Below are 20015 nucleotides of genomic sequence, written 5' to 3'. Positions count from 1 at the left end.
TTGTAGAGGGAGATTACAGATGCCCGTAAAAAACCGGCTTGCTGAAATGCATGATCAGATAACCGAGTGGCGCCATCATCTGCATGCCCATCCCGAGCTTTCCTACGACGTTCATGAGACTGCCGCGTTTGTCGTTGAACGCCTCAAGGACTTCGGCGTGGACGATATCACTCCGGGTATCGGAAAAACTGGCGTTGTTGCGGTTATAAAGGGCCGGATGGATACAAAGGATCGCGTTATTGGGCTGCGTGCCGACATGGACGCGTTGCCGATCGAAGAGGCGACCGGGCTCGATTATGCCTCAACCGTGCCAGGAAAGATGCACGCCTGTGGTCACGATGGCCACACGTCCATGTTGTTGGGGGCGGCCCAGTATCTTGCGGAAACACGGAATTTCGATGGTACCGTGGTGTTGATTTTTCAACCCGCTGAAGAAGGCGGTGCGGGCGGTCTTGCCATGTGCAAGGATGGTTTGATGGATCGATGGGGAATTCAAGAGGTTTATGGCATGCACAACGCGCCAGGCGTTCCGGTCGGTGAGTTTGCAATTCGGCCCGGCGCACTGATGGCGTCTTCCGACGAGTTTGACATTACGGTTACTGGTAAAGGCGGTCATGCGGCTGCGCCCCATGAGGCGATCGACACAACTCTGGTTGCATCGCATATCGTAGTGGCCCTTCAGTCAGTAGTGTCCCGCACAGTCGATCCGATCAAACGGGTTGTACTGACGGTCGGAACGTTTGAAACCGACAGCGTCGCCTCAAACATCATTGCGCATAGCGTTCGACTGCAGGGCACAGTGCGAACGTTGGACCACGAGTATCGAGCGATTGCCAAAGAGCGCGTGTTCCGAATTGCGGAAGACACTGCTTCGGCTTTCGGCGCCGCAGCTAAGGTAACGTGGACGCCGGGTTATCCGGTAACCGTGAATTCTGAGGCTGAAACGACTTACGCAGCGGAAGCAGCTATGGCAGTTGCAGGCAAAGTAAACGACAATGCGGAGCCGATCATGCCGTCAGAAGATTTTGCCTACATGCTTGAAGAAAGGCCCGGAGCCTACATCTTTATCGGAAATGGAGACACAGCAATGTGTCACCACCCAAAATACAATTTCGACGATGGCGCTATTCCCGCCGGTTGCAGCTGGTTTGCTGAACTGGTGGAACGACGAATGCCAGTCGTTTGAACAACAGTTGAGGACCCAAATGCCGATCAAAAACCGCCTTACCGAAATGCATCAGGAAATCACTGGTTGGCGACAGGATTTCCACCAAAACCCTGAAATTCTTTATGAAACTCATCGCACCAGCGGATTGGTCGCTGAGAGGCTGAAAGAGTTTGGCTGCGATGAAGTTGTGACCGGAATTGGTCGAACCGGAGTGGTGGGTGTCATCAAAGGCAAGACTGACACAAAAGGTTCTGTTATTGGGTTGCGCGCCGACATGGATGCTTTGCCGATGCAGGAACAAACTGGTTTGGAATACGCATCGAAAGTCGACGGCGCGATGCACGCCTGCGGTCACGACGGCCACACGGCAATGGTTTTGGGCGCGGCGAAATATCTGTCTGAGACGCGGAACTTCGATGGCACCGCAGTTGTTATTTTCCAACCCGCCGAAGAAGGCGGCAAAGGTGCTGAGGCTATGTGCCAAGACGGTCTGATGGACCGCTTTGGGATTCAGGAAGTTTATGCCATGCACAACGTACCAGGGCTACCGGTGGGGCAATTCGCCATTCGATCCGGCCCATTGCTGGCTGCTGCAGATGAGTTCGAAATCAATTTGGAAGGGCAGGGCGGACATGCCGCAGAACCGAATGAAACCATTGATACAACGGTTATGCTCTCCCAACTGATTGTAGCGTTGCAGACTATTGTGTCGCGAAACGTGGATCCGACTTTACAGGCAGTTGTGTCGGTGACATCGGTCGAAACGTCCTCAAATGCATTCAATGTCATCCCCCAATCTGCGCGTGTGGGGGGGACTGTTAGAACTCATTCCAATGAAATGCGCGATCTGATCGAGAAACGTCTAGGCGAGGTCGCTCAGTCCGTCGCGAAGACTTTTGGAGGGTCCGCCAAAGCGACCTACACACACGGTGTTCCAGTCACAATAAATGCGGAAGAACAGACAGGTTATGCTGCTCAGGCCGCGATCTCGGTTGGCGGCAGCTGTGGTGAGGCACCGATGGTCATGGGCGGCGAGGACTTTTCTTTCATGCTCGAGGAGAGGCCCGGAGCTTTTATCGTTTTGGGCAATGGCGATAGCGCCGGGCTGCACCACCCCGAATACAACTTTAACGACGAGATCATCCCGATAGGATGCTCTTGGTTTGCTGAAATGGTCGAACGCCGCATGCCGGCCGCTTGAAAAATCGCAGGAGAAAAAAATGCCAGTCAAGAACCGTTTTGCTGAACTGCAAGATGAAATTACCGCGTGGCGACGCGATATTCATGAAAATCCGGAAATTTTGTTCGAAACGCACCGTACCAGCGCGCTGGTCGCGGATAAGTTGAAAGATTTCGGATGCGATGAAGTTGTGACCGGTATCGGCCGAACAGGTGTTGTAGGGGTCATCAAAGGCAAAGCAGACACTAAAGGCAAAGTCATTGGACTGCGCGCTGACATGGACGCGCTGCCGATCCACGAAGCGACTGGTCTGGACTATGCTTCAAAAACTGATGGGGCAATGCATGCCTGCGGCCACGATGGACACACGGCCATGTTGTTGGGGGCTGCGAAATACCTTTCTGAAACTCGTAACTTTGACGGTACGGTTGTGGTCATCTTCCAACCCGCCGAAGAAGGTGGCGGAGGCGGCCGAGAGATGTGTGAAGACGGAATGATGGACCGTTGGAACATTCAAGAGGTCTATGGCATGCACAACTGGCCAGGCAAACCAACTGGCAGTTTTTCGATCAGGCCCGGATCATTCTTTGCTGCGACCGATCAGTTTGACATCACTTTTGAGGGTCGCGGCGGCCACGCGGCCAAACCGCAAGAGACGATAGACACCACTGTGATGACTGCACAGGCTGTGCTTGCTCTGCAGACAATAGCATCGCGAAATGCCGATCCGATTGATCAGGTTGTGGTGTCGGTAACCTCTTTTGAAACCTCGTCCAAAGCGTTCAACGTGATCCCGCAGACGGTTCAGATCAAAGGAACCGTACGCACCATGAGCAAAGAAATGCGAGACCTGGCGGAGCAGCGTATCAACGAAATCTGCAATGGCGTTGCTGCGACTTTCGGTGGCAAGGCCAACGTTACCTACATTCGCGGTTACCCCGTTATGGTGAACAGTGACGAGCAAACAGAATTCGCTGCTGAGGTGGCTCGCTCGGTTTCGGGCGCTTGCGAAGAAGCACCGCTTGTTATGGGTGGCGAAGACTTTGCCTTTATGCTCGAAGAGCGACCGGGCGCCTATATCCTGGTTGGAAATGGCGACACGGCGATAGTGCACCATCCGGAGTATAATTTTAACGACGAGGCCATACCTGCAGGATGCAGTTGGTGGGCCGAGATTGTTGAACAGAGGATGCCTGCAGCTTAAGATATCTGGAGCGCGGGGTTCAGTCCCCGCGCTTCCCAGAAAACTCTGAATTAGAAACGACGGCCGGTCCAGAGCTTTCGAGGTTTAGGGCTTTGCAAAGACTGTCCAAAATCGAATTTAACTGCGATTTCTGAGTATTTACGCAAGACTGGGCAGCTGCTTGCGCATCCGCCAGTGCAGACGGGTCACCCAGCCATTTTGCTACTGCATGTGACAGATCGAGGCTTGTCTTAACTTCCAAAGCGCCACCAAACGAAATAAGCGACGCAAATGTTTCTGCGAAATTGAAAAAACCCGGCCCGGTAATTATAGCTGCCCCGGCTTGTGCCGGTTCAAATGGGTTATGACCACCTATTTCTTTCAATGAGCCACCAAGAAACACAATCGGACATAGGGCGTACCATGTTCCGGTTTCCCCTAAAGTATCTGCAACATACACTTGGGTATCCGTGCTGATGGCTTCTTTTGCAGTACGCAGCGAATAGGAAAACCCCAATTTCCTGATCAACTCGGAAATTTCATCGCGTCGCTCAGGGTGACGTGGGATCAGCAGTAAAAGCAAATCCGGCCAGCGTTTCAAAAGCTCTTTGTGTGCGTCCAGAACATATTCCTCTTCACCGGCATGGGTCGAACTTGTGATCCACACCGGGCGATCTGAAATCTGTCTTCGAATGTCGGTGAGACTCGCCTGATCCACAGGCAATGGATCAGACAATGATTTCAGGTTTGTACCAGACTGCACGCGGTCCGCAGCGGCCCCAATGGAAATCAAATTTGCTGCAGTATTGCTGTTCTGCGTCAGAAACAGTCGAAATTGGGCCAATATGAAACTTGAGGTCTGGGGGTGTTTTTTCCAGCCATTTACCGATTTCTTTGACATGCGCGCATTCAAAAGGGCCAGGGCAATGCCCCGCTTTGAACTTTCGACGATAAGGCGTGGCCAGATTTCGCTTTCTACAAAAATCCCGGCATCCGGTCTCCAATGGTTCAGAAATCGCCGAACGGAGTCGGCGGAGTCCAGCGGAGGATATTGGTGGCGAGTACGCGGCGGCATTCTTTTTTCGATCAGCAATGCAGAGGTCGGTGTGCCAGACGTGATCAGAAACTCAGCGTCAGGCAATCGCTCTCCCATTTTTGTTATCAAACTGAGAACGGAAAGACTTTCCCCCACGCTCGCGGCGTGAAACCAGATCAAGCGTCCGTTAGGCCGCGGTAAGCTGGCGTGACCCAGTCGCTCTCTTTGTCTTTCAGCTGGTACCTTTGCGGCTTCCAGCTTTTTGCGGACAACTCGCCATGCAAACGGGGCAACGATCGATGTGACCCCGCAATACAAGTGGTAGAGCAGCGTAGGCTGGCTGTGTTGGCCCGGCATTTTAGCCGCCTGTGTGGCTCATGTGTCGGCTCATCTGACCGTCGACAGCCTGACGGGAGTAATCAAAGTCGTGGCCTTTGGGCTTTAGGTCGATTGCCGCACGGATCGCCGCTTCAAGCGGTTGTTCGGAATCTGGGTTGTCGCGCAGGACACCGCGCAGATCTGCCATATCTTCCTGTCCGAGGCACATGTAAAGCTGGCCTGTGCACGTTAGGCGTACTCGGTTGCAGCTTTCGCAGAAGTTATGAGAAAGCGGAGTAATAAAGCCAATTCTCTGACCGGTTTCTTCGAGCCGGACATAGCGGGCAGGTCCGCCAGTCCTTTCAGCTAGATCAGTGACTGTGTAGTGGTTTTCGTATTCCCGACGAACATCTTTCAAAGACCAGTATTGATCCAGGCGATCTTCATTACCGATATCTCCCATCGGCATGACTTCGATCCAGGTCAGGTCCATGCCTCGTTGGGCACACCATTTTGTGATCGAAGGCAGTTCCTCTTCGTTGAACCCTTTGAGAGCCACGGCGTTAATCTTTATCCGTAAGCCAGCCTTCTGAGCGGCATCAATACCGTTCAAGACTTGCTTAAGGCGACCCCACCGGGTCACTTTGCTGAACTTGTCTTCGTCCAGCGTATCCAGCGAAATATTTACTCTGCGGACACCAGCGGCATACAGGTCGTCAGCAAATCTATGTAGTTGGGAACCATTTGTTGTTAGAGTTAATTCCTTCAACGCACCGCTTTCCAAGTGGCGGGTCATGCTGTTGAAAAAGCTCATAATGTTCCGGCGCACCAAAGGTTCGCCACCGGTGATCCGCAGTTTTTCCACGCCCATGCTGACGAACGTAGAGCACATGCGGTCCAGTTCCTCTAGCGTCAGTAAGTCTTTCTTAGGCAGAAAGGTCATATTTTCCGCCATGCAATAGACACAGCGGAAGTCGCAGCGGTCCGTAACAGAAACGCGGAGATAAGTGATGGCGCGGGCAAACGGGTCGATGAGCGGAGCAGTCATAGGCCATAGGTAAAGCGGCAATTGCTTACCGGCAAGGGCGAACTGCGCTTTAGGCTGGAACAGATTGGCGAGGGCGGATAAGTTTCCAGCATGAGATATACGCTGTTGATAGCATGTATTCTGGTCACTGGGTGCGATGCTGTGAGGTCCACATCCGATCGAATTTTTGGTGGCTCAAGCCCTGAGCCCGAGCTACAACCTGCTACAGTTGAAGCCGTGGCCGAAACACCGCCTCCGGCCACTGCCGATGCGGGTTGGAATGGACCCAGAAAGACTGTTGCGGGTCTTGGCGATCCGAATACCCCTGGTCGGTGGCTGGAAACGCCGTTGGTCGAAGTGGAAATGACAGGCCGGGTGGTCGTTCCAAGGACCGGAGCACAGGCTTACATTACACTGGTTCCGGTGTCTGCTTCTGGGGGGGGCGGTAGCCGACTATCCTTGGACGCGATGCGGGCGTTACTTGTGCCCTATGACGAATTGGTTGAATTGGAAGTATATTCCAACTAGCCGCGCAAGTATTTTCCTGCTTCTTTTCGGGCAAAGGGCTTCATTTCATCACCATGCCGGTCAAGGAATGCGATTACGCGCTCGGGATCATGTTTTGACAGTTCACGTAGCCACCAGGCTATCGCCTTTTGGATAAACCAGTCTCGGTCCGGGACATAACCAGCAGCCCACTGCAAAATTCGATCACGCCGTTCTAAGTCATCGGGTTTTGGATGGTTCTGCTTGGTCCACGGAAGGGTTGAGACCAAAGCGGCACGTTTCGTCCACATGTGATCTGAAACAGTCCATTCAGCGACCTGATCCAGCCGGTTCGGGTCTGCGATCAAGCGTTTCTGGACTGCCGTGCAAGCATGATCTGCGATGGCCCATGCGTCAAATTCGGGCAGCCAACTTTGCAATAGGCTCCAGACCGCTTCGTCTGGTCGGATGCGCGCCTGCGTCAAAAGTTTTGACGCAGCGACACGGCTTTCGTGGATATTAGTTCGCCACAATGCGTCCGCGAGAGCGACCCTGCCCGATACATCCAATTCCTTGCGCCAAGCTTTTGTTAGGTCGTTCAGAATCGGATTAGGCACACCCAGATATGGTCGCTGAGCTTTGTGATAGGCCGCCACCTGTTTTGCACGATGGGCGTCTGCATGGAATTTTATCTGATCCAAATAATATTCCAAAGGAACCGGGTTAGTCATTCCACAGTCACAGACTTCGCCAGATTACGCGGTTGGTCCACATCCGTCCCCTTGGCCAAGGCCGTATGGTAGGCCAGCAATTGTGCAGGAACGGAATACAGGATCGGTGTCAGATTTGGATGAACATGGGGCATCCGTATAGTGCTCCATACCCCGTCTTGAGCATCGGCAATTCCTTCGTCATCGGATACCAAAATGACCTTGCCTTTGCGCGCCATGACTTCCTGCATATTTGACACAGTCTTGTCAAAAACTGCGTCTTTAGGAGCCATTACGACCACTGGCATATCCTTATCGATCAGGGCGATAGGCCCGTGCTTCAATTCCCCCGACGCGTAACCTTCCGCGTGGATATAACTGATTTCCTTCAGTTTAAGCGCCCCTTCCATTGCCAGCGGGTACATCAGCCCACGGCCCAGAAATAGAACGTCGCGCGCTTCGGACAGGCGTTGGGCCGATTTGCGAATAGTGTTAAATTCATCCAGCGCTGTGTTCAAAACCGAGGGCAACCCACGCAAGGCTGCTGCATGGTCGGAGATCTGTTCCGGACTCAATGTGCCACGATCAACAGCGGCCTTCAGAGCCAACATAAGCAAAACGCTCAATTGGCATGTAAACGCCTTGGTCGAGGCAACGCCGATTTCCACGCCGGCGTGAATTGGTAGCGCTACGTCACTTTCTCTAGCGATCGAGCTCTCAGGAACATTGATGACGGAAACGATTTTATCTGCTTTGCCCTCGCAGTATCGAAGCGCAGCCAGAGTATCAGCGGTTTCACCAGATTGGCTTACGAATAACGCCAGGGTGCGATCAGGGACCGGAGGTTCCCGATACCGGAATTCGCTTGCGATATCGACCTCGACCGGCATTTTGGCCAGCTTTTCAAACCAATACTTCGCTGTAAGGCAGGCATAAAATGCGGTGCCGCAGGCGACCATTGTCATGCGGTCCAGCTTGGTGAAATCGATGTCATCGCCCGGCAGAACCACGTGATCGCCACCTGATGGTAGATAGGATCTAATCGCTTCCGCCACCACAATCGGTTGTTCAGCGATTTCCTTTGCCATGAAGTGCTTATGCTCACCCTTGTCTGCCCGGGCATTGTCCAGTTTGATCTGACGCATTTGGCGGTTGGCCAGCTCGCCTGCTTCGTTGCGGACTTCAAGCGAGGTGCGGGTCAGCACTGCGCGGTCACCTTCTTCAAGATACGTGATGCGATCCGTCAATGGTGCCAGAGCGATGGCATCCGAACCCACGTACATTTCACCCGCCCCATGCCCTATGGCCAACGGGGAGCCTTTGCGCGCGGCGACAATCAGGTCTTCTTCACCATCGAACAGAAATGCCAACGCAAACGCTCCCTCAAGCCTGTCGATGGTTTGGAAGGCGGCCTCGGCTGGAGACAGTCCGGTACCCATATAATATTCCGTCAAAAGGGCGACGGTCTCTGTGTCAGTTTCGGTTTCAAACCCGACCCCATGCTCCGCCAATTCGGTGCGCAACTCGCGATAGTTTTCAACAATGCCATTATGAACAACAGCCACAGGGCCCGCCTTATGCGGATGCGCATTAGTGATCGAAGGTACACCATGTGTGGCCCAGCGAGTGTGACCAATGCCCGATTTTCCCGGCAGAGGTTCATGCACCAACAGATCGCTCAAATTGACAAGTTTACCGACCGCGCGCCTGCGCCCCAATGTGCCACCGTTCACTGTGGCAATCCCAGCGCTGTCGTACCCGCGGTATTCGAGGCGTTTCAGCGCCTCAACCAGAATAGGGGCAGCCTCGTGATTGACTAAAACGCCAACAATTCCACACATTACTCAGGCTCCTTTGTCGCGGCGAGCCTTCTTCGCCCTTAACATATCAAAAAACTTGCGTGCATAACCCGGTTTGTTTTGTTGTTTGGCGCGAGCGACGGCAAGCGCGTCTGGCTCAACATCTTTGGTTACCACGGTCCCTGTAGCTGTCATTGCTCCATCCCCAAGCGTGACGGGGGCAACAAGCATGGTGTTCGAACCGACAAATACATTTTCGCCAACTGTCGTCTTATGTTTCATCATCCCGTCGTAATTGCAGGTGATCGTACCCGCGCCAATATTCGACGCGGCCCCGATAGAAGCGTCGCCGATATAGCTGAGATGATTTACTTTTGCGCCCTCGGCTATCACAGCGTTCTTGATTTCTACAAAATTGCCAATCCGCGCATTTTCTGCCAACTCCGTGCCAGGTCGAATACGTGCATATGGGCCAACGATTGCTCCTCGGCTTACGTGACAACCTTCAAGATGGGAAAAGGCTCGGATGGTCGCACCACTTTCGACAGTGACATCCGGCCCAAAAACCACGTTAGGTTCGATGACGGTGTCGCGTCCTATTACGGTGTCGGCGGACAGATAGACTGTATTCGGCGCCATTAGCGTAACCCCCTGCTGCAACAAAGCGTTGCGTGCCCGGGTTTGAAAAGCGGCATCGGCAGCTGCAAGATCAGCGCGGGAATCCACACCCAGAGTTTCAGCCTCGTCGCACTTGATCGCCGTTGCCGTCAACCCACGCGCGTTGGCTAACGCAACAAGTTCGGTCAGATAGAACTCACCAGATGCGTTTTCATTGCTGACCTGATCAATAAGATCGAAAAGCAGATCGGAATTGCAGGCCAAAAGACCGCTGTTTGTAAAGCGAATGGCGCGTTGTTCTTCGGTTGCGTCCTTGTATTCAACGATTTTCTGCAACCTGTCACCGTCCATGATCATCCTGCCATAGCGCGGTTGAACCTCGGCAATATCAAAGCCCAACATAACCAAGTCAAAGGACTTACGGGCAGCAATCATTCGCTCCAGTGTCGTTGGCTCAATGAAAGGAGTATCACCGAACAGGACAACAACATCGCCCTTGAAGCCTGTCAGCGCGTCCCGCGCTTGTGCAACAGCGTGCGCGGTGCCAAGCTGTTCCTCTTGTACCGCCACGCTTACAGATTCGTCCTCGACCTTTGCAACCCTGGCCACTTCTTCAGCACCGTGCCCGGCTACGATAACGGTGCGTTCTGGCGAAAGAACCGCTCCTGCTCGCATCGCATGAACCAGCATAGGAGTTTGAGCGATAGGTTGAAGAACTTTTGGCAAATCGGAATTCATCCTCGTGCCTTTTCCGGCGGCAAGGATGACAAGGGCGGTATTCATAAAATCGTTTTCTCTTTTGTTTTGTCGCCGTCCGTTTTATCCGCTGACGCTAAAGGCGCAAGCGCTGCGGCCATCAAAGAAGATTGCCGATTGCAACACGTATTGGCGGAAACCTGCCGAACAAGGAGAATACATGCGGACAGTCATCTTTGATCTGGATGGGACTTTGGCCGATACATCTGGCGATTTGTTGGCTGCGGCCAACCACTGTTTTCGCGAAATGGGACATGGTGACGTTCTGGTACACGGCCAGGACGCAGCGATTGCTTTGCGGGGCGGTCGAATGATGCTGACGCACGGGCTAAAACGGGTAGGAGCCTACGCGGACGAAACGGTCAATAAGTATTATCCGGTACTGCTGGAGGCTTATTCTCAGGCCATAGACACGCACACACAATTCTACCCCGGTGCGATTGAAGCTGTGGGCACACTTAAGGCTGCAGGTTATGGCGTTGGCATTTGCACCAATAAACCAGAGGCACTTGCAGATTTGCTATTGACGCGAATGGGCGTACGTGACCAGTTTGCTTCGTTGGTCGGGGCTGACACGCTGCCAGTTCGTAAACCCGACCCCGAACCCCTGCGGGAGGCGGCGCGGAGGGCAGGCGGCAATCCCGACCTTTGCATTCTGATCGGAGACTCGGATACGGACAGAAACACAGCCCGTGCGGCCGGTGTGCCGTCTGTATTGGTCACTTTCGGACCCTCCGGCGCAGATATGGCAGCTTTGGAACCAGAAGCTCTTCTGGAACACTTTAGAGACTTGCCTGAATTGGTGGCCGGTCTGATCGGCGCGGCAGCATAATCCCTTGACGCAATCCCTCAAGACCCTAAGAACGAGCCTATGAAAGAGACTTTTTCTGGCAGCTTTACGCAGCAGGAACCCATCCCGGAAGACGCTATTGAAGCCGCCATTGCGGTTCTTCGCCATGGTCGTTTGCATCGTTACAATACCGCACCAGGTGAATTGGGGGAAACCGCACTGCTGGAACAGGAGTTCGCGGCCCAAATGGGTGCGAAGTACTGTTTGGCGGTTTCATCCGGTGGGTACGCTTTGGCGACGGCCTTGCGCGCGGTGGACGTTCGGCCGGGTGACTCGGTTCTGACAAATGCCTTTACGCTGGCTCCGGTTCCGGGATCGATTGCTTCAGTCGGTGCTAAACCAGTATTCGTTGGCGTTACGGAAAATCTGACAATCGATTTGGATGACTTGCAAAACAAGCTCGATCAGGCGCGAGTACTGATGTTGAGCCATATGCGCGGACATTTGTGCGATATGAATCGATTGATGCAAATGTGCGACGATGCTGGCGTCATAGTTATCGAGGATTGCGCGCACACAATGGGAGCCGCATGGCAAGGCCAGCTTTCTGGTCGCCAAGGGGCAATTGGTTGTTATTCCTGTCAAACATACAAGCATGTGAATTCAGGCGAAGGTGGTCTGCTAGTTACTGACGACGCAGAACTGGCAGCCAAAGCCACGATGCTGTCCGGGTCTTACATGCTTTATGAACGTCATCTTGCTGCACCTGATCCGGAGGTCTTCGAGCGGATCAAATATACGACGCCCAATGTATCTGGTCGGATGGACAACTTGCGCGCAGCGATTCTGCGCCCGCAATTACGCGATCTCGATCGACAGGTTGACCGTTGGAATGAGCGTTACGCGGCAATAGAAGAAGGATTGAGAGGCACTCCGGGCCTGACGATCGTTGAACGACCTGAGACTGAAAAATATGTGGGCTCGTCCATTCAGTTTCTTCTTCTCGACTGGCTTCCCGAACGTATTTCCGAAGTCATAAGGCGTTGTGCGGCGCGCGGGGTCGAGTTGAAATGGTTCGGAGGTGCGGAGCCAACTGGTTTCACTTCGCGCTATGACAGTTGGCGGTATGCAGAAAGTGAGCGGATGCCGGCGAGCGATCGTATTCTGACCGGGATCATGGACATGCGGGTTCCTCTGACGTTTTCTTTGGAGGATTGCGATTTGATTGCTCGGATCATTCGCGCTGAAGTGGGGTCAGTGTACCAGTCATGATCTATCGGTGCGCGCCTGCACTGCACGCACTTTCCTTTTGACCGCCGCCCCCAAGGGCGGCGTTTTGCATTCGGGTCTATTGCAAGGCAGAGAGATTGACCGGCTGAGGTTTGGCTGTTATTCAGTTATTGAACAGTTGTTCATTAACGCGAAAGAGGAGAGTCGAATGTTCACGGCCACGATGGAATTCGATTTGGGGGAGGACGTGAATGCCCTGCGCGAGATGGTGCACCGCTGGGCGCAGGAGCGTGTTAAGCCGTTGGCAGCTGAAATCGATAAGACCAACGCCTTTCCAAACGAACTGTGGCGCGAGATGGGCGATCTGGGCCTTTTAGGTGTAACCGTGCCAGAGGAATATGGTGGTGCAGGTATGTCCTATCTTGCGCATACGATCGCCGTTGAAGAAGTGGCGCGCGCCTCTGCCTCAGTTTCGTTGTCTTACGGAGCGCATTCGAATTTGTGCGTTAACCAGATCAAGCTAAACGGAAACGAAGAGCAAAAGCAGAAATATTTACCGCGTTTGATCTCTGGTGATCACGTTGGCGCTCTGGCAATGTCTGAAGCCTCGGCGGGATCAGACGTTGTGTCAATGAAGCTGCGTGCTGAAAAGCGTAATGACCATTACAGGTTGAATGGGAATAAGTATTGGATCACGAACGGTCCGGATGCAGACACTTTGGTCGTATATGCCAAAACCGACCCCGAGGCCGGATCGAGAGGGATAACAGCCTTTCTCATTGAGAAAAAAATGACCGGATTTTCGACTTCACCACACTTCGACAAGCTGGGTATGCGTGGATCGAACACCGCTGAATTGATCTTTGAAGACGTTGAGGTGCCGTTTGATAACGTTCTTGGCGAAGAGGGTAAGGGTGTTGCCGTCCTAATGTCTGGACTCGATTATGAGCGCGTGGTTCTGGCTGGGATTGGCACTGGCATAATGGCGGCCTGTTTGGATGAGATCATGCCCTATCTGGCTGAACGCAAGCAATTCGGCCAACCAATCGGCAGCTTCCAACTGATGCAGGGAAAAATCGCCGATATGTACACAGCTATGAATTCGGCGCGCGCTTATGTTTATGAGGTCGCAAAGGCCTGTGACCGGGGCGATGTGACCCGTCAGGATGCCGCGGCCTGCTGCCTTTATGCGTCAGAGCAGGCAATGGCTCAGGCGCATCAGGCGGTGCAGGCAATGGGCGGAGCAGGATTTTTGTCGGACACTCCTGTCAGCCGCATTTTTCGCGACGCCAAACTGATGGAAATTGGTGCGGGCACTAGCGAAATCCGCCGAATGCTGATCGGACGCGAGTTAATGGCCGATATGCTCTAAAGAAACCGCCCCAGGCCGAAGTCCCTAGGGGCGCCTCTAACAAGGATCAGAACTTGTGGACGTAGGATACACCGATGAGCCAAGGATCAATTTCGGCTGTACCAATATCGGTGCCATCAAGTTCGACGTCAGTGTCGATGTCAAACCAGCGGACGTTCAGTCGAATTGCACCGCTGTCGGTAACCATATAGTCCAGTCCTGCCTGCAGCGAAACGCCGAAGGAATTGTCGACATTCAGGTCGCCAAGCGGGGAATCTTCATCGTAGAAGATTGTATAATTGAGCCCGGCGCCGACATAAGGCTTCCACGCGCTGTTGGTCGGGAAATGATAGTTCAACGACAGGGTCGGAGGCAGGTGTTTGACGCTGCCAGCGTCGATGCTGCCGCCCAAAGTCACGTCATGCTCAAAAGGCGTGGACGCCAACAACTCGATTCCCAGGTTGTCTTGTATAAAATATTCAACAGTGAATATCGGGCGAGTATCCGAGTCGACGTCGGCATCAAAGCCAGCCAGAGTACCGTTGTCGGATTTGGGGTCGAGGTAACCAATACCCACACCGACTGTCCAATCGCCCTGATTCTGAGCAAGGGCAGGAGCGGCAAACGCGACGAGAGTAGCCGAAAGCGTCAAAGCGGCGAGTCTCTGAGTCATTGTATGGCCTTTGAAATGGTTGATGGCGGCATTTTGCATCAAGCGGGTCGGGCCAACTCTGATCTGTATCAAGTTCCTTGGGTTTTTTGGCGTTCCACCCAGCGGGCAAGCGCCCAAAAATTAATGAGTCTTTCGCATGCGTACCACTAGCCGCATACCGGGTTTGAACTCAGTAGGAGGCTGGGCGATTCCTGAACGGCTTAACATGTCCCGGCAATGTCTATCGCATCCACGCGATAACGCGGCGATCATTTGTCTGACCGAAAGGGGACAAGAGGAATACACCTACGATCGACTGCACAAGATGACTGACGGCATCGTTCGAACACTTCTGCCAACGGTAAAAGCAGGTGATCGCGTCGGCGTGTTACTCGGCCAGTCCCCTTGGTGCGCAGCTGCGCATCTTGCGATCTGGAAGATCGGTGCCATCTCGGTACCATTATTCAAGCTGTTCAAACATGACGCTTTGGCGACGCGCGTCGGCGACGCAGGCGCGAGAATAGTGCTGACAGATGCAGTAGGGGCTGCTCTGCTGGGCAATCTGGCTGAATCTGTTTTGGTTGATCAGATCGCGCCTTCGGATGAAGACTTTCAGTTTGCAAACACAGGGCCTGAGGACCCTGCGGTATTGATATATACCTCTGGCACAACCGGTCGTCCCAAGGGCGCGTTACATGGGCACCGTGTACTGACGGGTCATCTGCCTGGTGTATCAATCAGCCACAATCATTTGCGAGATGGCGATCGTCTTTGGACCCCGGCAGACTGGGCATGGATCGGTGGGCTTTTCGATGTGCTGATGCCCGGGCTGGCACTTGGCATTCCTGTGGTCGCAGCGAGGCTTGAGAAATTTACACCCGACGCCTGCGCCGATGTGATCGCCCGTGGCGATGTGCGGAACGTGTTCTTTCCTCCAACCGCATTGCGGATGCTGAAGGCGGCGGATCAGGCGATTCCGGGTCTGCGTTCTGTTGCATCGGGCGGGGAACCGCTTGGGGCAGAAATGCTGGCATGGGGCGAGAGGGCTTTCGGTTTAACTATTAATGAGTTCTACGGTCAGACCGAATGCAACATGGTAGTTTCTTCCTGCGCCGTTGATTTCCCGGTGCGTCCCGGGTGTATCGGGAAACCGGTGCCGGGGCACGAGGTTGCGGTTATAGACGCTGACGGCAACGCAACCGACGAAGAAGGTGACGTGGCAATCCGGCGCGGCTCGGCTTCGATGATGTTGGAATACTGGAACCGTGCCGAGGCAACGGTCGAGAAATTTCGTGGTGACTGGCTGATCACCGGTGACCGTGGCGTTTGGGAGGGCGATTATCTTCGTTTCGTTGGTCGCGACGATGATGTGATTACCTCGTCCGGTTACCGGATTGGACCGGCCGAGATCGAGGATTGCCTGCTGACTCATCCTGCTGTGGCAACGGTGGGTGTGGTAGGCAAGCCCGATCCACTGCGAACCGAAATCGTGAAGGCGTATGTTGTTCTGAAACCCGGCGCGGAATCTTCCGCATCGGAACTACAAGAATGGGTTAAAGATCGTTTGGCCCATTACTCTTATCCTCGCGAAGTAGCCTTTTTGAGTTCGTTGCCGATGACGGTAACGGGAAAGGTTATTCGAAAAGAACTCAGAATCTTGGCGGCAGAGGAACAGACCAAATGATACGATCAGCGATGATATTATCTTTATTGCCGACTTTTGTTTCTGCCCAACAAGCCTTTGTGGACAAAGGTTATGTTCAACAGTGTTCTTCTCAAGAATTGGTTGGAAAAAGTTTGCCTGAATGCGTTGGGCAAGCTGCAAACTTATGTCAAACCGTTCCGGGACAAAGTACTACACTCGGAATAACTGAATGTATTCAAGAGGAAACGTTGATCTGGGACGCGTTTCTAAATGAGCAATACCAGCTTCGTAGAGCAGAGCTTGCACAGGAGAGCGCAGAATTGGCGAACCAGCTTCGTGAAGTGCAACGGGCGTGGATCAGTTTTCGGGATGCCGAGTGTGGGTTGCAGTACAGCCTGTGGTCAGGTGGAACAATACGTTCAATCGTCTACGCCGGTTGTGTTTTGAATGAAACAGCCGAACGTGCGCTGGAACTCCGCGATTTGGGAAAGATGCAATGAAACTAACATCTAAAGCCGTACCAACATCAGCGGTCTTCCAAGCGAACCGTGCCGCCCATCTAGATGCGTTGAAGCAGATATCAGAGGCGGCTGAATCGGCCCGAATGGGCGGCGGCGAGAAGTCTCGCGCGCGCCATGAATCGCGGGGAAAAATGCTGCCTCGTCGTCGGGTCGCCAACCTGTTGGATGCCGGATCCCCGTTCCTCGAAATAGGGGCCACTGCAGCGCATGGTATGTACGATGGTGCGGCACCCTGTGCGGGCGTCATCGCCGGTGTTGGACGCGTAGAAGGGCGCGACGTCATGGTGATCTGCAACGATGCAACAGTCAAAGGCGGTACCTACTATCCCCTGACCGTTAAAAAACACCTTCGCGCGCAAGAGATTGCAGAAGAAAACCGTCTGCCGTGCATCTACCTCGTCGATTCTGGGGGCGCCAATCTACCCAATCAGGACGAGGTTTTTCCCGATCGGCATCACTTTGGCCGCATATTTTATAATCAGGCAAGGATGAGCGCCAAAGGTATTGCTCAGATCGCTGTTGTGATGGGTTCATGTACTGCGGGCGGAGCCTATGTGCCAGCAATGTCGGATGTGACGATCATTGTAAGAGAGCAGGGAACGATCTTTCTGGCCGGGCCACCTTTGGTGAAAGCCGCAACTGGCGAGGTCGTATCCGCCGAGGATTTGGGCGGCGGCGATGTTCACACCCGGTTATCCGGTGTAGCGGATTATTTGGCCGAAGACGACACTCATGCTCTGGCGCTGGCCCGCCGTGCAGTGTTGTCACTGAATTTGGGCGAAGGCAGCAAAACAAATTGGGCAAGTCCCGAGGACCCTGCATACGACCCCGAAGAAATTCTTGGCATAGTCCCCTCAGACTTGCGGACGCCTTATGACATACGCGAAGTGATCGCGCGGTTTGTGGACGGGTCGCGTTTTGACGAGTTTAAACCACGGTTCGGTGAGACATTGGTAACCGGCTTTGCTCATGTCAAAGGTTGCCCAGTTGGAATTGTTGCCAACAACGGTGTTTTGTTTTCCGAGTCCGCTCAAAAGGGTGCCCACTTTGTCGAGCTTTGTTCGCAACGCAAAGTTCCCCTTGTGTTCCTGCAGAATATCACCGGTTTCATGGTTGGGCAAAAATATGAAAGCGAGGGTATTGCTCGGCATGGCGCCAAAATGGTGACCGCAGTGGCTACAACTGCGGTTCCCAAAATCACTATGCTTGTCGGCGGGTCGTTTGGCGCTGGTAACTACGGCATGGCTGGCCGCGCCTATCAGCCCAGGTTTCTTTGGACCTGGCCCAATTCGCGCATCTCAGTCATGGGCGGTGAGCAGGCTGCGGGTGTTTTGGCCACGGTCAAGCGAGATGGGATTGAAAGGCAAGGTGGCACCTGGTCCGAAGAAGAAGAAGCTGAATTCAAACGCCCCACTTTGGAAATGTTCGAGGAGCAGTCGCATCCATTGTATGCCTCCGCGCGTCTCTGGGATGACGGCATAATTGACCCGCGAAAAAGCCGCGATGTGCTGGCATTATCGCTGAGAGCAGCATTGAACGCGCCGATCGGGGAGACGCGCTTTGGCGTGTTCAGGATGTGATTCATGACCATTTGTGATTGGTTTGAACCCCGCGAACCTAACGGCACTGCCACCGACAAAGAACTTTACTTTTACTTCAAGCCCCGCGGCTTGGAGCGCGTTCAACACGCTGGAACCTTTGCCAAAGTTTCGTGTGTAGGTGCCGATCATGGCAAAGTCCTGCGCGCCGTTCAAAAAATACCGTTCAACTTGCGGCAAAACGCTGTCCAAATAGATACGGTAAAGAGGTCGCAAATGCCATTCGACGGGATCTGTTGCTTCGATCAAAGAAAATGGCGCTCCCGGTTTGAGGATCCTTTCCAATTGCTGTGCAAAGGTCAGATGTTGCGAAGCGTTGAAAGTCTTAAGACCGAAAGTAGAGATTGCAAAATCGGCAGTCGCACTCGGCAGGTCAGTGGTCAACATATTTGCGCAGTGGTGAGAAATTCGGTCTTCCTTACTTTTGTGAAGGCGGTCTATCGCCTGTTTGTGCATACCAGAGCTTATATCTATGGCGGTGATTTTGCTGATTTTGGGAAATTTGCTGAACAAGTGCGGCCAGACCTCACCAGTTCCGGCCATAAGATCGACACCCGCTGCATTGGTCTCAGGAGGCAATTCAAGTCCTTTTACACAGGCTTTGCGCCAAGCCCTTATCATCCCAAAAGACGCAATTGTGCTCCAGTTTCGGTAGGCACTGGAACAACGATCAAAGACGCCGGCTACGAAGTCGGGATCGTAAATGTTTTCGCTCATAAGTTGAAATTTGAAGCGGTGGGATTCGAATTACAAGGATTCGCTGATGTTCAATAAAATCCTAATTGCCAACCGCGGGGAGATCGCGTGCCGGGTAATGCACACCGCGCAAAAAATGGGAGTCAGTTGTGTCGCTGTTTTTTCGGACGTCGACGCAAATGCCAAACATGTGCAAGTGGCAGACGAGGCCGTGCACATAGGCGGGCCAGCGCCGGCGGATAGTTACCTCAAAGGCGATGCGATTATACAAGCCGCCCTGGATACTGGTGCTCAGGCTATACACCCAGGATATGGGTTCCTTTCCGAAAACCCGGACTTTGTCGAGGCGGTTAAGCTTGCTGGGTTGACCTTTATTGGCCCATCGGCCGATGCAATCCGCAAAATGGGCCTAAAGGACGCCGCTAAAGCTCTGATGGAGAAAGCGGGTGTTCCTGTTGTACCGGGTTATCATGGTGCCAATCAGGACCCTGAGCATTTGGCGGGTGCTGCCGAGGCGATTGGCTATCCGGTTTTGATAAAAGCCGTCGCTGGCGGAGGCGGAAAGGGCATGCGGCTGGTCGAGCATCCGAAGGACTTTTCCGAGGCGCTCGAAAGTGCACGTGGTGAGGCTCTGACCGCCTTCGGTAACGACGCTGTGCTGGTCGAGAAGTTTGTAGCCAAGCCCCGGCATATCGAGGTTCAGGTTTTTGGCGACGGTAGCCATGCGGTTCACCTTTTCGAGCGGGATTGCTCCCTTCAGCGGCGCCACCAGAAGGTGATAGAGGAAGCTCCGGCTCCCGGTATGACCGAAGAAATGCGAAGCGCCATGGGACAAGCTGGAGTTCGCGCTGCCGAAGCCATAGGATATAAAGGTGCCGGGACAGTCGAATTCATTGTCGATGCATCAGATGGCCTGCGTCCTGATCGGTTCTGGTTCATGGAGATGAACACACGCCTTCAGGTGGAACATCCTGTAACCGAAGCAATTACAGGGGTCGATTTGGTGGAGTGGCAACTGCGGGTGGCTTCAGGAGAGACTCTGCCCCTGCGCCAAGAAGACCTGTCAATCACTGGGCACGCCTTAGAAGCGCGTTTGTATGCCGAGAACGTGCCAAAGGGATTTCTACCCGCAACGGGAATGCTGACGCATCTAAAGTTTCCCGCAGATTGCAGAGCTGACAGCGGCGTTCGTGCCGGGGACGCAATCAGCCCTTGGTATGATCCGATGATCGCAAAAGTGATAGTTCATGG

The 20015-nt window shown here is 53.6% G+C and carries 18 protein-coding genes; 11 read left to right on the top strand and 7 right to left on the bottom strand.

The genetic code is table 11. From position 1 onward, the window contains the following. Positions 1–19: 19 nt before the first annotated feature. The 3 genes from AC2FNE_RS21195 to AC2FNE_RS21185 are packed head-to-tail and all read left to right on the top strand — an operon-like array spanning position 20 to position 3552. Positions 20–1186 carry a M20 aminoacylase family protein gene (locus tag AC2FNE_RS21195; protein ID WP_170608031.1) on the top strand — a complete coding sequence of 389 codons (1167 nt, stop codon included), beginning with the start codon at positions 20–22 and terminating at the stop codon, positions 1184–1186. A gap of 19 nt (positions 1187–1205) precedes the next feature. After that, positions 1206–2369, top strand: a complete 1164-nt coding sequence (locus tag AC2FNE_RS21190) for a M20 aminoacylase family protein (protein WP_496806212.1) — start codon at positions 1206–1208, stop codon at positions 2367–2369. A gap of 19 nt (positions 2370–2388) precedes the next feature. Continuing rightward, positions 2389–3552, top strand: coding sequence for a M20 aminoacylase family protein (locus AC2FNE_RS21185; RefSeq protein ID WP_496806211.1), 1164 nt, complete (start codon positions 2389–2391; stop codon positions 3550–3552). Positions 3553–3571: 19 nt separating this feature from the next. On the opposite strand, the gene AC2FNE_RS21180 is transcribed toward AC2FNE_RS21185, so the two are convergent. Next, entirely contained in the window at positions 3572–4924 is a 1353-nt protein-coding gene (locus AC2FNE_RS21180) for a 3-deoxy-D-manno-octulosonic acid transferase (protein ID WP_496806210.1), read from the bottom strand. Position 4925: 1 nt separating this feature from the next. Beyond that, positions 4926–5933 carry a GTP 3',8-cyclase MoaA gene (moaA, locus tag AC2FNE_RS21175; RefSeq protein WP_496806218.1) on the bottom strand — a complete coding sequence of 336 codons (1008 nt, stop codon included), beginning with the start codon at positions 5931–5933 and terminating at the stop codon, positions 4926–4928. 90 nt (positions 5934–6023) lie between these two features. On the opposite strand from moaA, the gene AC2FNE_RS21170 reads away from it, so the two are divergent. Further along, positions 6024–6440: a hypothetical protein gene (locus AC2FNE_RS21170; RefSeq protein ID WP_170608023.1), complete on the top strand. Its 417-nt coding sequence runs from the start codon at positions 6024–6026 to the stop codon at positions 6438–6440. Here the strand turns inward: AC2FNE_RS21170 and AC2FNE_RS21165 are convergent. The 3 genes from AC2FNE_RS21165 to glmU are packed head-to-tail and all read right to left on the bottom strand — an operon-like array spanning position 6437 to position 10308. Next, positions 6437–7129 carry a DNA alkylation repair protein gene (locus AC2FNE_RS21165; RefSeq protein ID WP_170608021.1) on the bottom strand — a complete coding sequence of 231 codons (693 nt, stop codon included), beginning with the start codon at positions 7127–7129 and terminating at the stop codon, positions 6437–6439. The two genes, AC2FNE_RS21170 and AC2FNE_RS21165, sit on opposite strands and share 4 nt — an antisense overlap. After that, a complete protein-coding gene (gene glmS / locus AC2FNE_RS21160; protein WP_496806209.1) occupies positions 7126–8949 on the bottom strand; it encodes a glutamine--fructose-6-phosphate transaminase (isomerizing) in 1824 nt (607 codons plus the stop codon). Before glmS ends, AC2FNE_RS21165 begins: the two co-directional genes overlap by 4 nt. A gap of 3 nt (positions 8950–8952) precedes the next feature. After that, entirely contained in the window at positions 8953–10308 is a 1356-nt protein-coding gene (glmU, locus tag AC2FNE_RS21155; protein ID WP_496806208.1) for a bifunctional UDP-N-acetylglucosamine diphosphorylase/glucosamine-1-phosphate N-acetyltransferase GlmU, read from the bottom strand. Positions 10309–10441: 133 nt separating this feature from the next. Here glmU and AC2FNE_RS21150 point away from each other — a divergent pair, with 133 nt between their 5' ends. From AC2FNE_RS21150 to AC2FNE_RS21140, 3 genes are all read left to right on the top strand, one after another. Continuing rightward, a complete protein-coding gene (locus AC2FNE_RS21150; protein ID WP_170608015.1) occupies positions 10442–11113 on the top strand; it encodes an HAD-IA family hydrolase in 672 nt (223 codons plus the stop codon). A 39-nt stretch (positions 11114–11152) separates the two neighbouring features. Further along, entirely contained in the window at positions 11153–12343 is a 1191-nt protein-coding gene (locus AC2FNE_RS21145) for a DegT/DnrJ/EryC1/StrS family aminotransferase (RefSeq protein WP_496806207.1), read from the top strand. Between the two features lie 166 nt (positions 12344–12509). Further along, positions 12510–13673: an isovaleryl-CoA dehydrogenase gene (locus AC2FNE_RS21140; RefSeq protein WP_496806206.1), complete on the top strand. Its 1164-nt coding sequence runs from the start codon at positions 12510–12512 to the stop codon at positions 13671–13673. Positions 13674–13719: 46 nt separating this feature from the next. On the opposite strand, the gene AC2FNE_RS21135 is transcribed toward AC2FNE_RS21140, so the two are convergent. Then, positions 13720–14325, bottom strand: coding sequence for an OmpW/AlkL family protein (locus AC2FNE_RS21135; RefSeq protein ID WP_496806205.1), 606 nt, complete (start codon positions 14323–14325; stop codon positions 13720–13722). A gap of 136 nt (positions 14326–14461) precedes the next feature. On the opposite strand from AC2FNE_RS21135, the gene AC2FNE_RS21130 reads away from it, so the two are divergent. The 3 genes from AC2FNE_RS21130 to AC2FNE_RS21120 are packed head-to-tail and all read left to right on the top strand — an operon-like array spanning position 14462 to position 18050. Then, the gene (locus AC2FNE_RS21130; protein WP_170608009.1) at positions 14462–15988 is read left to right on the top strand and encodes an AMP-binding protein; all 1527 of its coding nucleotides are present in this window, start codon (positions 14462–14464) and stop codon (positions 15986–15988) included. After that, complete coding sequence (locus AC2FNE_RS21125) at positions 15985–16449, top strand: lysozyme inhibitor LprI family protein (protein ID WP_170608007.1); 465 nt, start codon at positions 15985–15987, stop codon at positions 16447–16449. Before AC2FNE_RS21130 ends, AC2FNE_RS21125 begins: the two co-directional genes overlap by 4 nt. Further along, positions 16446–18050: a carboxyl transferase domain-containing protein gene (locus AC2FNE_RS21120; RefSeq protein ID WP_496806204.1), complete on the top strand. Its 1605-nt coding sequence runs from the start codon at positions 16446–16448 to the stop codon at positions 18048–18050. Before AC2FNE_RS21125 ends, AC2FNE_RS21120 begins: the two co-directional genes overlap by 4 nt. On the opposite strand, the gene AC2FNE_RS21115 is transcribed toward AC2FNE_RS21120, so the two are convergent. Next, entirely contained in the window at positions 17985–18785 is an 801-nt protein-coding gene (locus AC2FNE_RS21115) for a class I SAM-dependent methyltransferase (RefSeq protein ID WP_170608004.1), read from the bottom strand. The two genes, AC2FNE_RS21120 and AC2FNE_RS21115, sit on opposite strands and share 66 nt — an antisense overlap. 46 nt (positions 18786–18831) lie before the next feature. Here AC2FNE_RS21115 and AC2FNE_RS21110 point away from each other — a divergent pair. Then, a partial coding sequence (locus AC2FNE_RS21110) for an acetyl-CoA carboxylase biotin carboxylase subunit (protein ID WP_496806203.1) occupies positions 18832–20015 on the top strand: 1184 nt, incomplete at its 3' end.

This window comes from Ruegeria sp. YKSD179, from assembly GCF_059612885.1.
Note: the sequence above shows the minus strand (reverse complement) of the source record. Positions and strands in the feature narration are given on the sequence as shown.

Excerpts from the sequence above, each read along its gene's own strand:
- glmU (WP_496806208.1), bottom strand. The coding sequence starts at position 10,308 with ATGAATACCGCCCTTGTCATCCTTGCCGCCGGAAAAGGCACGAGGATG.
- AC2FNE_RS21115 (WP_170608004.1), bottom strand. The coding sequence starts at position 18,785 with ATGAGCGAAAACATTTACGATCCCGACTTCGTAGCCGGCGTCTTTGAT.
- moaA (WP_496806218.1), bottom strand. The coding sequence starts at position 5,933 with ATGACTGCTCCGCTCATCGACCCGTTTGCCCGCGCCATCACTTATCTC.
- AC2FNE_RS21135 (WP_496806205.1), bottom strand. The coding sequence starts at position 14,325 with ATGACTCAGAGACTCGCCGCTTTGACGCTTTCGGCTACTCTCGTCGCG.
- AC2FNE_RS21145 (WP_496806207.1), top strand. The coding sequence starts at position 11,153 with ATGAAAGAGACTTTTTCTGGCAGCTTTACGCAGCAGGAACCCATCCCG.
- AC2FNE_RS21195 (WP_170608031.1), top strand. The coding sequence starts at position 20 with ATGCCCGTAAAAAACCGGCTTGCTGAAATGCATGATCAGATAACCGAG.
- AC2FNE_RS21120 (WP_496806204.1), top strand. The coding sequence starts at position 16,446 with ATGAAACTAACATCTAAAGCCGTACCAACATCAGCGGTCTTCCAAGCG.
- AC2FNE_RS21185 (WP_496806211.1), top strand. The coding sequence starts at position 2,389 with ATGCCAGTCAAGAACCGTTTTGCTGAACTGCAAGATGAAATTACCGCG.
- AC2FNE_RS21125 (WP_170608007.1), top strand. The coding sequence starts at position 15,985 with ATGATACGATCAGCGATGATATTATCTTTATTGCCGACTTTTGTTTCT.
- AC2FNE_RS21170 (WP_170608023.1), top strand. The coding sequence starts at position 6,024 with ATGAGATATACGCTGTTGATAGCATGTATTCTGGTCACTGGGTGCGAT.
- AC2FNE_RS21130 (WP_170608009.1), top strand. The coding sequence starts at position 14,462 with ATGCGTACCACTAGCCGCATACCGGGTTTGAACTCAGTAGGAGGCTGG.
- AC2FNE_RS21150 (WP_170608015.1), top strand. The coding sequence starts at position 10,442 with ATGCGGACAGTCATCTTTGATCTGGATGGGACTTTGGCCGATACATCT.
- AC2FNE_RS21180 (WP_496806210.1), bottom strand. The coding sequence starts at position 4,924 with ATGCCGGGCCAACACAGCCAGCCTACGCTGCTCTACCACTTGTATTGC.
- AC2FNE_RS21190 (WP_496806212.1), top strand. The coding sequence starts at position 1,206 with ATGCCGATCAAAAACCGCCTTACCGAAATGCATCAGGAAATCACTGGT.
- AC2FNE_RS21140 (WP_496806206.1), top strand. The coding sequence starts at position 12,510 with ATGTTCACGGCCACGATGGAATTCGATTTGGGGGAGGACGTGAATGCC.
- glmS (WP_496806209.1), bottom strand. The coding sequence starts at position 8,949 with ATGTGTGGAATTGTTGGCGTTTTAGTCAATCACGAGGCTGCCCCTATT.
- AC2FNE_RS21165 (WP_170608021.1), bottom strand. The coding sequence starts at position 7,129 with ATGACTAACCCGGTTCCTTTGGAATATTATTTGGATCAGATAAAATTC.